9 protein-coding genes are annotated in these 15,042 nt (G+C 66.0%); 5 read left to right on the top strand and 4 right to left on the bottom strand.

Going from position 1 to position 15,042, the window contains the following annotated elements:
* Positions 1–22: 22 nt before the first annotated feature.
* From AB4Y64_RS06530 to AB4Y64_RS06515, 4 genes are all read right to left on the bottom strand, one after another.
* Positions 23–1,042, bottom strand: coding sequence for a TIGR00266 family protein (locus tag AB4Y64_RS06530; RefSeq protein WP_441815626.1), 1,020 nt, complete (start codon positions 1,040–1,042; stop codon positions 23–25).
* 126 nt (positions 1,043–1,168) lie between these two features.
* Positions 1,169–1,858, bottom strand: coding sequence for an aspartate/glutamate racemase family protein (locus tag AB4Y64_RS06525; protein WP_441815625.1), 690 nt, complete (start codon positions 1,856–1,858; stop codon positions 1,169–1,171).
* Positions 1,855–3,552: a M20/M25/M40 family metallo-hydrolase gene (locus AB4Y64_RS06520; protein ID WP_441815624.1), complete on the bottom strand. Its 1,698-nt coding sequence runs from the start codon at positions 3,550–3,552 to the stop codon at positions 1,855–1,857. The genes AB4Y64_RS06525 and AB4Y64_RS06520 overlap by 4 nt, the downstream gene beginning before the upstream one ends.
* 83 nt (positions 3,553–3,635) lie before the next feature.
* On the bottom strand, positions 3,636–4,397 hold the full coding sequence (locus AB4Y64_RS06515) for a rhomboid family intramembrane serine protease (protein ID WP_441815623.1): 762 nt from the start codon (positions 4,395–4,397) through the stop codon (positions 3,636–3,638).
* 136 nt (positions 4,398–4,533) lie between these two features.
* Here AB4Y64_RS06515 and AB4Y64_RS06510 point away from each other — a divergent pair, with 136 nt between their 5' ends.
* The 5 genes from AB4Y64_RS06510 (at position 4,534) to AB4Y64_RS06490 (ending at position 14,805) form a co-directional block, all read left to right on the top strand.
* Entirely contained in the window at positions 4,534–5,703 is a 1,170-nt protein-coding gene (locus AB4Y64_RS06510) for a class I SAM-dependent rRNA methyltransferase (RefSeq protein WP_441815622.1), read from the top strand.
* A gap of 47 nt (positions 5,704–5,750) precedes the next feature.
* A complete protein-coding gene (gene rmuC, locus AB4Y64_RS06505; protein ID WP_441815621.1) occupies positions 5,751–7,109 on the top strand; it encodes a DNA recombination protein RmuC in 1,359 nt (452 codons plus the stop codon).
* A 232-nt stretch (positions 7,110–7,341) separates the two neighbouring features.
* On the top strand, positions 7,342–10,110 hold the full coding sequence (locus AB4Y64_RS06500; RefSeq protein ID WP_441815620.1) for an RHS repeat domain-containing protein: 2,769 nt from the start codon (positions 7,342–7,344) through the stop codon (positions 10,108–10,110).
* Between the two features lie 42 nt (positions 10,111–10,152).
* Positions 10,153–14,229, top strand: a complete 4,077-nt coding sequence (locus AB4Y64_RS06495; RefSeq protein WP_441815619.1) for an RHS repeat domain-containing protein — start codon at positions 10,153–10,155, stop codon at positions 14,227–14,229.
* Between the two features lie 15 nt (positions 14,230–14,244).
* Positions 14,245–14,805, top strand: a complete 561-nt coding sequence (locus tag AB4Y64_RS06490) for a hypothetical protein (protein WP_441815618.1) — start codon at positions 14,245–14,247, stop codon at positions 14,803–14,805.
* The last annotated feature ends 237 nt before the right edge of the window (positions 14,806–15,042 follow it).

Here is a 15,042-nt window from a genome sequence, read left to right as displayed (position 1 = left end):
ACCCGCCGACGAGCTCCGGGCGTCAGAACCCGTTGTCGCCGTCGAGGATGCGGCCCAACCCGCCCAGCACGGAGCCCTCGCCACGGTTCTGCCCGCCGCCCTGCGGCGCGGCCGCCAGCATGCGGCCGGCCATGCGCGAGAACGGCAGCGACTGCAGCCAGACCTTGCCCGGGCCGCTCAGTGTGGCCAGGAACATGCCCTCGCCGCCGAACAGCATGCTCTTGATGCCGCCGACCGCGCGCACGTCCATCTGCACGCTGTCGTGGAAGGCCATCACGCAGCCGGTGTCCACATCCAGGCGCTCACCTGCGCGCAGCTCGCGCTCCACCACCGTGCCGCCGGCGTGGACGAACACCCAGCCGTCGCCCTCGAGCTTCTGCATGATGAAACCCTCGCCGCCGAACAGGCCGGTGAGGATCTTGCGCTGGAAGTGGATGCCGACCGTGACGCCGCGCGCGCCGGCCAGGAAGCTGTCCTTCTGGCAGATCAGGCGGCCGCCGTGCTCGTCGAGCTTCATCGCCAGCACCGTGCCCGGGTACGGCGCGGCGAACGCGACGCGCGCCTTGCCGCTGCCGGCATGGGTGAACACCGTGGTGAACAGGCTCTCGCCGGTCAGCACGCGCTTGCCGGCCGACATCAGCTTGTCCATGAGGCCGCCGCCCTGGCCGGACTGGCGGCCGTCGCCGAACACGGTGTCCATCTGGACGGAGGCGTCCTTGTACATCAGCGCGCCGGCCTCGGCGATTGCGCTTTCGCCCGGGTCCAGCTCGACCTCGACGAACTGCATGTCGTTGCCGACGATGCGGTAATCGATGTCGTCGCTGCGCCCGCGCGACGGCGGCGGCGCCGGCGGAAGGTGTGCCGGCGCGGTCTCGACCGACTCGGCGAACTCCGGCACCGACTTCACTGCCTGCCAGCCTGCCATTCCCTCGCGCCAGCACAGGTCGGTGGGGTTGCGGCGGGCGTGCGCCCGGGCCGCGGCCGGATCGAGCGGGCCAATGCGCTGCGTGCTGCCGGCGGGGACGAAGTACCACTGGGACATGTCGGCTTCCTGCGGGGGTGGAAAGCCGCGAGTGTAGCCGCGCCCCATGGCCGGACATCGGCCGAAGGTCACCGTCGCCGCGGTGCCCGGCTCCGCTCATTCATGTCAGCGCGCCCTGCCGGCGCGTCATGCCAGCGCGGCGAGTGCGGCGTGGCGCGCGTGCAGCGCGGCGGTGTCGAACAATGGCACGCGGGCATCGTCGGCGCCGACCAGCAGGCCGATCTCGGTGCAGCCCAGGATCACGCCCTGCGCGCCACGCGCAACCAGGCCGGCAATGATCCGCCGGTACTGGTCGCGCGACTCCTCGCGGATCTGGCCCAGGCACAGCTCGTCGTAGATCACGCGGTGGACGATGCCGCGGTCGTCGGCTTCGGGCACGAGCACTTCCAGCCCATGGTTCTCGAGGCGCAGCCGATAGAAATCCTCTTCCATGGTGAAGCGAGTGCCGAGCAGGCCGATGCGATGCAGTCCGCGGGCGCGGATCTCGCTGGCGGTGGCATCGGCTATGTGCAGCAGCGGCAGCCCGCTCGCGGCTTGGACGGCGTCGGCGACCTTGTGCATGGTGTTGGTGCAGATCACCAGCAGCTCGGCGCCACCGGCGCGAAGGGCGCGCGCAGCGTCGGCCAGCACCTGGCCTGCCGTGTCCCAGTCGCCGCTCATCTGCAGGCGCTCGATCTCGGCGAAGTCGACGCTGTAGAGCAATAGCCGCGCCGAATGCAGCCCGCCGAGCTGCTCCTTCACCGTCTGGTTGATCAGCCGGTAATACGGCACGGTCGATTCCCAGCTCATGCCGCCGATCAGGCCCAGCGTTCTCATGGCGCGCGCTCCTGCGCACTGGTTGGCGCCTGCTTGCCGAAGCGCTCGCCGAAGAAATCGCCCGCATTCCAGGCCGGCCGTTGAGCGGCATCGGCGATCAGGCGGCCGATGCGGGCATTGAGCAGGGCCAGTCGCGCCGCATCGGCGTACCGGATCGGCTGGTTCGTATCGTCGCCGGGCTGGTGATAACGCTCGCGCAGGAACGCTTCCTGGATCGACTTCGCGTTGCCGCCCGCGCCGTCGGCATCCTTGTAGCCGCCATCGAGATACACCGCCGGCACGCCGGCGCGGATGAAGGCGTACTGGTCGCTGCGCACGAACACGACCTCCTCCGGCATCGGGTCCGGCGACAGGTCGACGCCGACCTCCTTCGCCGCCTGCTGCACCAGGCCCTGCAGGCTCGAGTGCTCGATGCCGATCGGCACCACGTCCGAGGTCGGCGCCAGCAGCATCGGCATGTCCATGTTGACGTTGGCCACCAGCGACTCGCGCGGCACGGTCGGGTTGCGGGCGAACCACTCGGCGCCGAGCAGGCCCTTTTCCTCCGCGGTGACAGCGACAAACAGCAGCGAGCGCCGCGTCGGCGTCGCTTCGTGGGCGAGGCGGTTGGCCGCTTCCAGCATCACCGCGATGCCCAGCGCGTTGTCGAGCGCGCCGTTGTAGATGGCATCGCCATTGACTGGCGCGCCGATGCCGATGTGGTCGAGGTGGGCACTGAACACCACGTTCTCGGCCTTCTTCGCCGCATCAGCGCCGTCGATGCGGGCGACGACGTTGCGGGAATCGACGGGGGTGATCTGCGTGCGCGCGGACAACTGCAGCGTGCCCGGCAGGTCGAACGCGCGCAGCTTGCCGTCGCGCAGGTCCTGGAACAGGTCCTTGGCGGTGCGGCCATTTGCCGACAGCAGCGCGTCCGCGCCGGTGGCGCTCACATAGGCGCCCACGCGCAGTTGCGGCCAGGTGTCGATGCCCTTGCCGTCGGCGCCGCGCAGGCGCATGCCGGGGCGATTCCAGTTGCTGGCGCTGCGCGCCCACGGCCGGGTCTTCTCTTCATCGTCGGTCTGCACCACGACCACGCCGACTGCGCCGCGGCGGGCCAGTTCCTCGGCCTTGGTGCGGCTGGAGGAGTAGAACGCGCGGCGATCGTTGTCGAAGCGTGCCGGCGCGCCGTTGAACATCACCGCGATCTTGCCCTTGACCTCGACCCCGGCGAAATCGTCCTGCTGCAGTTCCGGGGCGTACACGCCCTGCCCCACGAACACCGCCGGCGCCTCGACCTGCGCGCTGGCCTGGTTGTAGTTGACGCTCGGCAGGAACTGCTCGCGAAACGCCAGGGCGCGGCTGTGGCCATCGCGGTTGATCGCCAGGCCGTTGCCCTCGGCCTGGACCACGCCGCGCAGCATCGGCACGCGCTGGAAATACGTGCCGTCGTCGCCGGCCGGCGCAAGCCCGATCGCGCGGAAGCGCTGCGCCACGTACAGCGAGGCCAGGTCGTAGCCGCGCGTGCCGGCCTCGCGGCCTTCGAGCAGATCGTCGGCGAGGAAGCGGACATCGGCTTCGATTCGGCGTGCGTCCGCGCCGGCCTTGGCGTCGTAGATCTCCCTGGTCTGCGTGGCCGTCGCGGCCGGCGCGGCGGCATCGCGTTGGCAGGCCACCAGCAGCAGGGCAAGGCAGAGCGGCGCGGCGATGCGCATGGGCGGGTCCGGTTGCCAATGTCAGGCCGCGACGCTAGCACCGCAGCCTTGACGGGCCAATGCCGGGCGGGCTGCCGGCACTCCTACTCGGCGCGGGGCGGGAAGCGCAGCACCCTTCGCTGGTTGGGGTCGGGGCGGTTCCACAGCACCGGCACTTCGCGCGGGCTGGGCGGTTCCAGCTCATCGACTGCCGGGACCATCGAGTCCTCTTCGTCTTCCCAGCTGTAGCGCTTGCGTGGCGGCAGCGGGTCGACGCGATGCAGCAGCCAGGCGGCCAGCACACCAGCGGCGGCGCCGCCCAGGTGCGCCTGCCAGGACACGCCCGGTTCGCGCGGCAGGATCGTCAGCAGCATGCCGCCGTAGAACATGAAGGCGAGCATGGCCGCAGCGATGCTGGCGCGGTCGCGGCGCAGCAGGCCAAGGACGAACACCAGGAACATCAGGCCATGGCTGATCCCGCTGGCGCCCAGATGGTGCGAACCGGGATCGCCGAGCAGCCATGCGCCCAGCCCCGAGCCGATCCAGATCAGCGGCAACGCACGCAAGGTGGCCCGCGGGTACAGGCCTCCGGACAGCGTGCCGAGCATCAGCAGGGCAATGGAGTTGGCGGCCAGGTGTTCGAACGAGCCGTGCAGCAACGGCGCCGCCAGCACGCCCAGCAGGCCTCGCAGCGACCACGGCTGCACGGTCCAGGCGGCCACGTCGAAGTGGCCCTGGGCGCTGAACACCGCCGCCAGCACCAGCACGAAGGCCAGGCTGGCGTTGAACGCGCGCAGCCAGCGGCGCTTGTCGGCCTTGCGCTGGGCCGGGGTGTCGGGGACGACTTCTGGCGTTGGCAGGTGCATGTTGACCAGATTGATCCGGCTGGCAGGGAAAACAAGCCGGTCTGCGCGGGCCTGAATATCCCGGGGACGGGCCGATGGCTGACGGCACTGATTTCCGCCTTCGCGGGAATGACGGGGGCAGGCGTAAAATGCCCCGATGAACGCCCCCTACCCCGCTGTACGCCTCAAGAACGCCTGGAAATCCACCCACCCCTGGATCTTCCAGCGCCTGGTCGAAAAGCCCGCGCAGAAACCCAAGCCCGGCACGATCGTCGATTGCTACGGGGTCGAGGGCGACTGGATCGGCCGCGGCTTCTACAACGGCCATTCCCGCATCGCCGTGCGCATCCTGGAAACCAACCCGGACGTCGAGGTCGACGCCGGCTGGTTCGCGCGCAAGATCGCCGAGGCCGTTTCGCTGCGCCGCGACGTGCTCAAGCTCGATGCGGTCAGCGATGCCTGGCGCGTGTGCCACAGCGAAGGCGACGGCCTGTCGGGCCTGGTCGTGGACCGTTACGGCGACCTGCTGGTGGTGGAGTTCTTCAGCGCCGGCATGTTCCGCCACCGCGAGTGGATCTACGAAGCGCTCAAGGCGCAGTTCCCGGGTTGCCGCTTCTACAGCTTCGCCGACGAGCACGTGCAGAAGCAGGAAAGTTTCGACTTCCGCGGCAGCGAGCCGGTGCAACCGGCGGTGATCACCGAATACGGCATCAAGTTCCGCGCCGACCCGGCCGGCGCCCACAAGACCGGTTTCTTCGCCGACCAGCGCGAGAACCGCGAGTGGCTGTCGCAGCAGGTCGAGGGCAAGCGCGTGCTCGACCTGTGCTGCAACACCGGCGGTTTCGCCGTGTACGCCGCGGCGCGCGGGGCCGAGGACGTGATCGGCGTGGACATCGACGCCGACGTGATCGAGATCGCCAAAGCCAACGGCAAGCTCAACAACGTGCGCCCGCGCTTCGTCCAGGCCGACATCTTCCCGTGGCTGCGCGATGCAGGCATCCGCGGCGACCAGTACGACGTGGTGATCCTCGACCCGGCCAAGATGACCCGCGATCGCGAGCAGGTGATCCCGGCGCTGAAGAAGTACCTCGACATGAACAAGCTCGCCATGGGCGTGGTCAAGCCGGGCGGGCTGTTCGCGACGTTCTCGTGCACCGGCCTGGTCAGCGAGGAGCAGTTCCTCGACATGCTGCGTCGCGCCGCCTACTACGCCGGCCGCACCGTGCAGGTGCTGAAGGTCGCCGGCGCTGGCGCCGACCACCCGTGGCTGGCGCAGGTGCAGGAGTCGCGCTACCTCAAGGCGGTGTTCTGCCGCGTGGTGGACTGAGCCCGACAGTTCTCAGCGACTGAGATCGGACCGGCTAGACTGGTGCCATGCCCGATCCGTCCCTGCTCCTGCTCGTCCTGCTCGTCGCGGTGATCACCGCGATCGTCCTCCTCGTCGTCCTGCTGCTGCGCAAGCCCGAAGGCCGCCTCGACCGCCTCGAGCACGCACTGCGCGAGGAACAGCGCGACGGCCGCGGCGAGTTGCGCCAGCAGCTCGACAGCCTGTCGATGCAGCAGGAGCAGCGCATCGAAGGCTTCGCCACTCGCCTCAACGATGCCGCCGCACGCACCGACCAGCGCCTGGAAGACCTGCGCGAAGCGCTCACCGAAGACGCCCGCAAGGCGCGCAGCGAGACCGCGCTGGCGCTGAAGGATTTCGCCACCGCGCTCGACGCCCGCGTCGGCGAACTCACCCGCAACAACGAAGCGCGCCTGGGCGAGATGCGCACCACGCTGGAAGCCAAGCTGCGCGAACTGCAGGCGGACAATTCCGCCAAGCTCGAGCAGATGCGCGCCACCGTCGACGAGAAGCTGCACGCGACCCTGGAAACCCGCCTCACTGAAAGTTTCGGCAACGTCACCCAGATGCTGGCGCAGGTGCACCAGGGCCTGGGCGACATGAACAAGCTCGCCGCCGACGTCGGCGGCCTGCAGCGCGTGCTGACCAACGTGAAGTCGCGCGGCGTGTTCGGCGAAGTGCAGCTGGCCGGCCTGCTCGAACAGGTATTCGCGCCGGACCAGTACGCCTCCAACGTCGCCACCGTGCCCGACAGCACCGAGCGCGTGGAGTTCGCCGTGCGCTTCCCCGGTTCGACAGGCGACGCGCCGGTATGGCTGCCGATCGACGCCAAATTCCCGCGAGAGGATTACGAGCGCCTGCTCGACGCGCAGGAGCGTGGCGAGCCCGAGCTGGCGCGCGCTGCCGGCGACGCGCTGGAGCGCCGCGTGCGCCACGAGGCCGCGCGCATCCGCGAGAAGTACGTCGCCGTGCCGCACACCACCGAGTTCGCGATCCTGTTCCTGCCGACCGAAGGCCTCTACGCCGAAGTGCTGCGCCGCCCGGGCCTGGTCGATGCCTTGCAGCGCGACGTCCGCATCGCCGTGGCCGGCCCGACCACGCTGCTGGCGCTGATGACCAGCTTCCAGATGGGCTTTCGCACGCTGGCGATCGAGAAGCGCTCGAGCGAGGTCTGGCAGACGCTGGGCGCGGTCAAGACCGAGTTCGCGAAATTCGGCACGGTGCTCGACGGCGTCAAGAAGAAGCTCGACGAAGCCAGCAACAAGATCGAGGAAACCGGCCGCCGCACGCGCGTGCTGACGCGCAAGCTGCGCGACGTCGAAGCACTGCCGGCCGAGGAGAGCCGCCTACTGCTCGGCACGGAACTGGATGACAGCGCAGAAGAGTGACGCCCGACTGCCTTGCCGAATCAGGCGGGGCGTTGGCCAAGGTAGGTACAACTGCTGAATGAAGAATGGGCTCGACCTGTTCTGCAATTGATACAACCGATCAGAAACGAACCACCACAAGCGCAGGACTCCCGCCGGTAGGCGCTTTATCGCGCCCAACGCTTGATTGACACTCTGCCCGCTGTTTGGCGTCATTGCCGCGCCTTAATGCGCCAAGGGACGGCTGGCTGAAATGGAACTTATCCGGATGACGGCGCTTGTTTGCGCAGGCGCATTGCTCGGCGGTGCCTGTTTGCGCGCCAACGCGAACGACAGCGCAAGGATGCCCTGGGAGGAATACGACAAACTCATCCAGTCCAGGGAGACGGTCCCCGTTCAAGGACCAGACCTGTTTGGTGACCGGATTGATCTGGGTGCCGGCGTGCTGTCGTTCTCGGCGACCGACATCAACATTCCAGGCAACTCCGCGTTGCCCGTAGCGCTTCCGCGTGCGATCTGGGTGAACAATCGCAAGGGCTACATGCTTGCCGGCAGCGGCGTCCAGAAGCTGGCCATCAACGACGGCGCATTTGCCGACTGGGATCTCGATCTCCCCAGGCTGAGCGGTGTATTCGTCCAGAACTGGCCAGACAAGCGTTGCTCTTCGACCCTTGCGCCACCGCCTGTCGATGCCGGAAAGGCCACCATCCCGCCCGAGGACTATTGGCAGGGCTATCGAGCCGACATGCCCGGCGGTGGCGAAATGCTGGTGGCCGGCGCCGCCACTGCCAAACCCGCCGTTGGCGGGCCGCATCCGTGGATGACCAGCGGCTTCACGTACTTCTCGTGCCTGCCCAGCATCAGGAATGGTTCGGGTGAAGGGTTTCTCGCCATTACGGCCGAGGGAACCAAGTACTGGTTCGACTGGCTCGGCCAGTCGTTCGAACCGCCACTGGAGGCCAATGGCAAACTCATCTCCCGGCGCAGGAATGTGCTCTACGCCACGCGCGTGGAAGATCGATTCGGCAACTGGGTGGCCTATTCCTACGTGAATCCATGGAATGGACCCGGCAGGCTTGCCAACATCACCTCCAGCGACGGTCGCCAGATCACGCTCGGGCATAACGTCCAGGGCCACATCAGCAGTGCCACGGACGGTCGCCAGACCTGGCTGTACCAGTACGACTATCCGGCGGCACAGGCCGGCACACTCAAGGCGGTGATCCTGCCTGACAAGAGCCAATGGAGCATCGACTTCGCGCTGCTATCCCGGGCGGCTTTCCGCTACCACGTGACCAAAGCGGCAGGCGAGGCATATCGCAATTGCACCAACCCCGGCGACATCGCCGACGAAACTCCCGTCAGCGGAACGATCAGTCATCCGTCCGGCGCGATCGGTGAATTCACGGTGGCGCCCGTCCGCTTCGGGAGATCGAATGTGCCGCTGGCGTGCGGAAACTACTCGACGCCTTCAAATGATCCCAACGACGATGTGACCTACTTCCCGCTCGCCTGGGACGCCTTCGCCCTGACCAGGAAGCGCGTTTCCGGGCCTGGCCTGGCGTCGGCAGAGTGGACCTACCGTTATCACTCCGAAATCTCATCCTTCCGTCACCCGAGCGGAAACGGGCTTCCGGTTTGCCTGACCCAGTGTGCTCGGCCCAGTTGCGTATCCGACAGCTGCGCCGGATCGACGACGGTTGAAGTGGCTGGGCCGGAAGGCCAATGGACCCGGCATGTCTTTGGCAACAGCTACCGCTACAACGAAGGAAAGCTGCTCAAGGTAGAGCGCGGATCCGCATCGACAGGCCTGGCGAGAACGGAAACCACGTCTTACGAGTTGCGGCACGAGGGACAGCCATTTCCCACGCCGGTGGGACACAGTCCGCAACCACGAGGCAATGGATTCACCTCCGAGTACCTGCGACCCCAGCGCCTCCACACGATCGAGCAGGACGGCGCGACGTTCAACAGCGAAGTCATCGGATTCGATGCGCTCGCACGCCCTCTCGTCGTGAAGCGATGGAGCTCTCTCGGATACGCAAAGACAGACGGCACGGAGTACTACGACGACTTGTCGAAGTGGGTGATCGGACAGGTGAGCCGGGTGACCAACGCAGACAACGGCGATGAAATTGCCCGGACGCACTACCAGGCATCGAGCGCCTTGCCTGAGCGACAGTACCGTTTTGGCAAGCTGCAACAGATCTTGAGCTATCACGCTGACGGCACCGTGGCAACGGTGAAGGACGGCAACAACCACACCACGACGCTGTCTGGCTGGAAGCGCGGAGTTCCGCAGTCCATCCAGCATCCGGATAGCACAGTGGAATCGGCGCTCGTCGACGACTGGGGATACATCACCTCGACGGTCGACGAGAACGGGTTCACGACTGGCTACGGTTACGATGCGATGGGGCGCCTGGCCTCAGTTGTCTATCCCGCAGACGATACGGCGGCGTGGAACAACAAGACGCTCGCGTTCGAACGGATTTCGGGCGTGGAGCACGGCCTCCCCGCCGGGCATTGGCGCCAGGTCGTCTCGCAGGGCAACTACAGGAAGGCGATGTACTTTGACGCCCTGTGGCGCCCGGTGGTCGAGCAGGAGGAAGACCTCGCCGATTCCGGAGCAACAACGCGCTGGATGACGCGTCGATACGACAGCGCGGGGCGTCTGGTATTCCAGTCCTATCCCCGCAATCCGTCCACAGCTGGCGCGGTGAGCGCGGGCGCCGCGATTGACGGAACCAGAACCTCGCATGACGCCCTCGACCGGATCATCCGGGTCGAGCAGGACTCCGAGCTTGGCGTGCTGACGACGAGCACGGCATACCTGCCGGGGTTCCAGCGTCAGGTGACCAACCCCAGGCAGCACGTCACGCTCGAACGTTTCCAGGCGTATGACCAGCCAATCATGGACGCCCCCGTCAGGATCGACGCGCCCGAGAGGGTGTCCACGGACATCGCCCGCGACCGATACATGAAGCCCCTGGAAATTGTGCGTTCCGCACCGGGCGGATGAACCGCTCGCTGGATTGAATCAACAAGACAAGGAAGTCCCGAAGTGTCGTATAGCCAATCGGCCGGACGTAACGCGCGCTTTGCGCGTCGAAGAAAACGGGTTCTGGTGCGGTCCACTTGGATCGCGGTCTTCTCTGCGTTGTTGGCCGTGATGTGGATTCGCAATGCGATCGCGGCCGACACTGAGCCGGCCCCGACGCAGGTGCCTGTCGATCTTCCTCGCATCGCGACGGACGTGGTGGAGAACCACGACGACACCGCCCCTCGAGCCTTCGCGCGAAGGGCCATCACCGGCTGGATCACCGCCTCGCCCAATCCATGCCAGATTGCCCATGGCGCCGGCACGTGCACCACGCGGGTCAGTTGGAGTGCCAGCGTCAGTCAGGCCGAAGTCTGGGTCACCAATCTGGACGGCTCCAATCCCCAGCTGTTCTACGGAAAGACGAAGAGCGGCAGCGCTTCGGCAACGTGGATCCAGGCCAGTGGTGTTCGCTTCATCCTGAAACGGTTCGGCGCAACGCTCTCGAGTACGGAGATTCGCGGCGTCCCCGCCCCGCCGCCGCCCCTTGCGGCAACCCACCTGTGGCATTCGGTCCCGACGCTGATGGTCGCCGGCCAAAGTTATCCAGCGACGGTGGCAATGCAGAACAAGGGCGGCCTGACCTGGCACAGCGGCGCTGGTTTCAACCTCGGCGCGCAGAATCCGGGCGACAACAGCACGTGGGGCACGCACCGGGTTGCGGTGCCCGGCAGCATCGGCAGCCTGCAGAGCGCGGTCTTCACCTTCATGGCGCGCGCGCCATCCCAAGCCGGAACCCACAACTTCCAATGGCGGATGGTGCAGGACGGTGTCGCCTGGTTCGGGGCGACCATGCCCAATGTTCCCATCACGGTCATGTCGGGCTGGATCAAGGCATCGCCCAGCCCCTGCACCATTGCGGCGGTCGGTTCCTCCTGCACGGCGACGGTCCAGTGGGGAGCCAGCCACGCCGGCGCCGAAGTCTGGGTCAGCAACCTCGACAACTCGAGTATGCAGCTCTTCCGCGGCAATACCCAAAGTGGCAGCGCGAAGGCACCGTGGATTCCTGTCGACGGCAAACGCTTCCACCTCAAGCGCAGCGGCCTAACCCTGGCGACAGTGGATGTGCGCGGGCAGCTGGAGTCGCATGCAGCGCAGCTCGTGTCGCAGAACGTCCCCAGCGTCATGGTTGCAGGACAGTCGTATCCAGCCACCGTCAGCTTCCGCAATGTTGGTGCCAACACCTGGAGCGATTCCGCCGCATACCGGATCGGTTCCCAAGGCCCTTCGGACAACTCGTTCTGGGGCACCCACCGCGTGCCGGTTGCCGGCCAGGTGGGTACTCAGCAGACTGCCCAGTTCACCTTCATGGCGAAAGCGCCCTCCGCTCCGGGCACCTACAACTTCCAATGGCGGCTGCTGCAGGAAGGGGTGAAGTGGTTCGGGCCGAGCACGCCTGGGGCCGCAGTGACCGTGGTCTCGGGCTCGATCAGCGCCAACCCGGCCACGTGCGACATCGGCTGGGGCAGTTCTACGTGCCCCACGACGATCCAGTGGGCCGGTAGCCACTACGGCTCCGAAGTCTGGGTCAGCAACCTCGACGGATCCGGGTCGCAACTGTTCGCAGGCAGTTCGCGAAACGGCAGTGCGGTGGCGACGTGGATCCCAGCCCAAGGCAAGCGCTTCATCCTGCGCCATCGCGGCCTGACGGTGGCAACGGTCGACGTGCATGGCAAGGCGCCCGTGAACACCGCGCCGACGATTTCGCTGACGGCTCCCTCATCGGGCCAGGGCTTCGTGACCGGTAACACCATCGCCTTTGCGGCAGCGGCCAGCGATCCCGACAGCGGCGACGCGGTCGCGCGGGTCGAGTTCCTCGTCGAGGGCAGTGTCATCGGCCAGAGTATCAGTGCGCCCTACGCGGCCGCGTGGACCGCGACCAAGGGCACCCATACCATTTCCGCGCGTGCCTTTGACTCGCGCGGTAAGCAGTCAACCAGCACCGCGCTCATCATCAAGGTCGATGACGCCGTGCCACCGGTCCCGGTGAAGGGCGTTGCCCGCCGCTATGTCTATGACGCGCATCAGCAACTGTGCAAGGTCATCGAGCCGGAGACGGGGGCGACGGTCATGGCCCATGACGGCGCCGGCAACCTGGTGCTGTCGGCGAGTGGGCTTGCCCTGCCTGGCACATCGAGCTGCGACACCACCCACGCCGAAGTCGTGTCGCGCGCAGTCACCCGCACGTTCGATACGCGAAATCGAGTAAAGACGCTGCGCCTCCCGGACGGCCGGGGCGACACCGACTACGGCCACACACCCGACGGGCTGCTGGCGACCATCACGGCCGACAACGGCGGTGGCGACCGCGTCAGCACGTCCTACAGCTACAACAAGCGCCGCCTGCTGACCGGCGAACGCATGGTAACGGGCACGGTGCAATACGACATCGGCTACGGCTACAGCGGAAACGGCCACCTGGCCAGCCACGTCTATCCGGACGGGGCGGCGGTGACATACCTGCCCAACGCATTGGGTCAACCGAGCCAGGTCGGTACCCAGGCAACCGGAGTCAGCTACTACCCCAACGGCGCCGTCCGTCAGTTCACCTATGGCAACGGCATCGTCCACACGCTGGGGCAGAACGCCCGCCAGTTGCCCGAGACCAGCCGCGACGCCTACGCCGGCACGGCGGTGCTGCACGACGCCTACGACTACGACGCCGCCGGAAACGTCGCCGCCATCAGCGACGGCCTGCCCGGCGGGCGTGGCAATCGCGACCTGACCTACGACGGGCTGGACCGGCTGACATCGGCCACCTCGCCTGTGTTCGGCAAGGCCACCTACGCCTACGACACGCTGGACAACCTGACCCGCGTGCAGGTCACCGGCGGCAACCAGCCGCGCGACCACCACTACTGCTACGACGCGGCCTGGCGGTTGACCAACGTCAAGACCGGTGGCTGCGGCGGCACCACGGTCTCGGGGATGGGCTACGACGCACAGGGCAACCTGGCCAACAAGGACGGCCGGACGTTCGCGTTTGACCATGGCAACCGCTTGCGCAGCGTCAGCGGGAGCCCGGTGTCGAGCTACGCCTACGACGGGCATGGCCGACGCGTGCGCGATACCAGCGGTGCCAGCAAGTACAGCCTGTACAGCCAATCGGGGCAGCTGCTTTACGCGAACGACCTGCGTGCAGGCAAGGCGAGCAGGTACCTGTACCTGGGCGATGACCTGGTTGCCGTGGTGGATACGGCACCGGGTGGTGTTGCGACGGTCAAGTACCAGCACACCGATGCGCTGGGTAGTCCGGTGGCGGTAACCGACGCCAGTCGCAACGTGATCGAGCGGACGGAGTACGAGCCGTTCGGTGCCAAGGCCAACGGGGCGGCCAAGGATGGCCCTGGGTACACCGGTCATGTTGCCGATGCGGCGACCGGGCTGACGTACATGCAGCAGCGCTATTATGATCCGCAGATTGGGCGGTTCTTGTCGGTCGATCCGGTGACGGCCAATGGCAGCACGGGCGGGAACTTCAATCGGTATTGGTACGCCAATAACAATCCGTACAAGTTCACGGACCCGGATGGACGGCTGCCGATCCTTATTCCAGTGATCATCACCGGCATCTCGCTGTTCATGACATCTGGAGATGCAAACGCTCCTGCGCCAGGTGAGCGGACGTCTTCGATGTCGGCGGGTCAGGCTGCAGTTGAGGTGGCGGGTGCTTCCCCAGCAGGGAAGTTAGGTTCGGCCGTTAAGATGGCTGCAAGCGTCGGAAAAATGTCGCAGCGGGCCGCTTCGCGCGAGGCGAAGCGGCAAGCAGGAATTCCCACGAGCCGGCAACCAACCAGTCAGACAAACGGAAGAGCGGATGGAGTCGCCGCAGGACGACAACAGACTTATGACGTGCCAAAGCCTGGTGGTGGTACGGAAACAAAGTCAGTTCAGGTCTCGCGCGACATTCGGGGCGATCACGCTGGAATGCCACAGATTGAAGCTGGCACAGTGAAGCCGGGTGGCCAAATTGACGCAGCGGGTCGTCCTCGCATCCAGAATGAGTCCAAGATTCGAGTTGACTTCGATCCAAAGAAGTAGTTTCGGAGAAGTACGATGGATAGTGAGAGGCTGGCAGCACTTCGCGCTAAACGCGTTGATCTCCTCGAGAAGGAAGAGGGGCGCAAGTTGCGAACGCAGTTCGGAGCAAGGCTCGCGAACATCATCGCAGTGGCCACCGGAAGTGAACTGACGTTGAGCGACTTTGATGTTGGGGTTCAGCCGAGGTGTACTTTCACCTGGCCGGAGGATATTCGATCTGCTCCCGGTCTATCGCTTGTGTACGTTAGTAGAGATAGGGTGGCTGAAACCTTGGCATGCTTTCAAACCAAGGTTGACGCGGTTAGCGGTCTGATTGGATTCCACGATAAGGCATACCTAGGTCTTGCCAAAGTCGATAACGTGCGGTGGGCTTCACTCCTTGCCTCCGCGGAGGCGGCGGAAGATTCAATCGTGCTTTATGAGACGGACGGCCGCTGGGCAGTTTTGGTTGATTACTATCCCAGCAACCCTGGCGGGGCATATAGCGTTGTAGTGCAAGGGGATGCGCTTGCCGCGAGGTTGGCAGAGTGTGTCACTGGCCTACATCGTAAGAACGATCCGATCATCGATCGATGACACCCCTCAAAGACAAGCCCGCCATTCGGCGGGCTTGTTGTTTCTGCGTTGAGGGACAGTCGAAAGTACGGCCACCCTACTTTCGATCGGAAGCATGGTGATGAGGGCAGGATATGATTTTGTGTAGCAGCTGGTGCCACGCTGCTGCAAATGTTCTACACGCGCGGCGCTGACCGTTATTGCCAGGCATGAAAAAGCCCGCCGAAGGGCGGGCTGTCGAAAAGTACGGCGGCCGTA

Source organism: Lysobacter sp. TAF61, assembly GCF_052113485.1.
GTDB lineage: Bacteria > Pseudomonadota > Gammaproteobacteria > Xanthomonadales > Xanthomonadaceae > Lysobacter_J.
This window is presented reverse-complemented; position numbering and strand designations above follow the sequence as displayed.

Excerpts from the sequence above, each read along its gene's own strand:
- AB4Y64_RS06490 (WP_441815618.1), top strand. The coding sequence starts at position 14,245 with ATGGATAGTGAGAGGCTGGCAGCACTTCGCGCTAAACGCGTTGATCTC.
- AB4Y64_RS06510 (WP_441815622.1), top strand. The coding sequence starts at position 4,534 with ATGAACGCCCCCTACCCCGCTGTACGCCTCAAGAACGCCTGGAAATCC.
- AB4Y64_RS06520 (WP_441815624.1), bottom strand. The coding sequence starts at position 3,552 with ATGCGCATCGCCGCGCCGCTCTGCCTTGCCCTGCTGCTGGTGGCCTGC.
- AB4Y64_RS06530 (WP_441815626.1), bottom strand. The coding sequence starts at position 1,042 with ATGTCCCAGTGGTACTTCGTCCCCGCCGGCAGCACGCAGCGCATTGGC.
- AB4Y64_RS06500 (WP_441815620.1), top strand. The coding sequence starts at position 7,342 with ATGGAACTTATCCGGATGACGGCGCTTGTTTGCGCAGGCGCATTGCTC.
- AB4Y64_RS06525 (WP_441815625.1), bottom strand. The coding sequence starts at position 1,858 with ATGAGAACGCTGGGCCTGATCGGCGGCATGAGCTGGGAATCGACCGTG.
- rmuC (WP_441815621.1), top strand. The coding sequence starts at position 5,751 with ATGCCCGATCCGTCCCTGCTCCTGCTCGTCCTGCTCGTCGCGGTGATC.
- AB4Y64_RS06515 (WP_441815623.1), bottom strand. The coding sequence starts at position 4,397 with ATGCACCTGCCAACGCCAGAAGTCGTCCCCGACACCCCGGCCCAGCGC.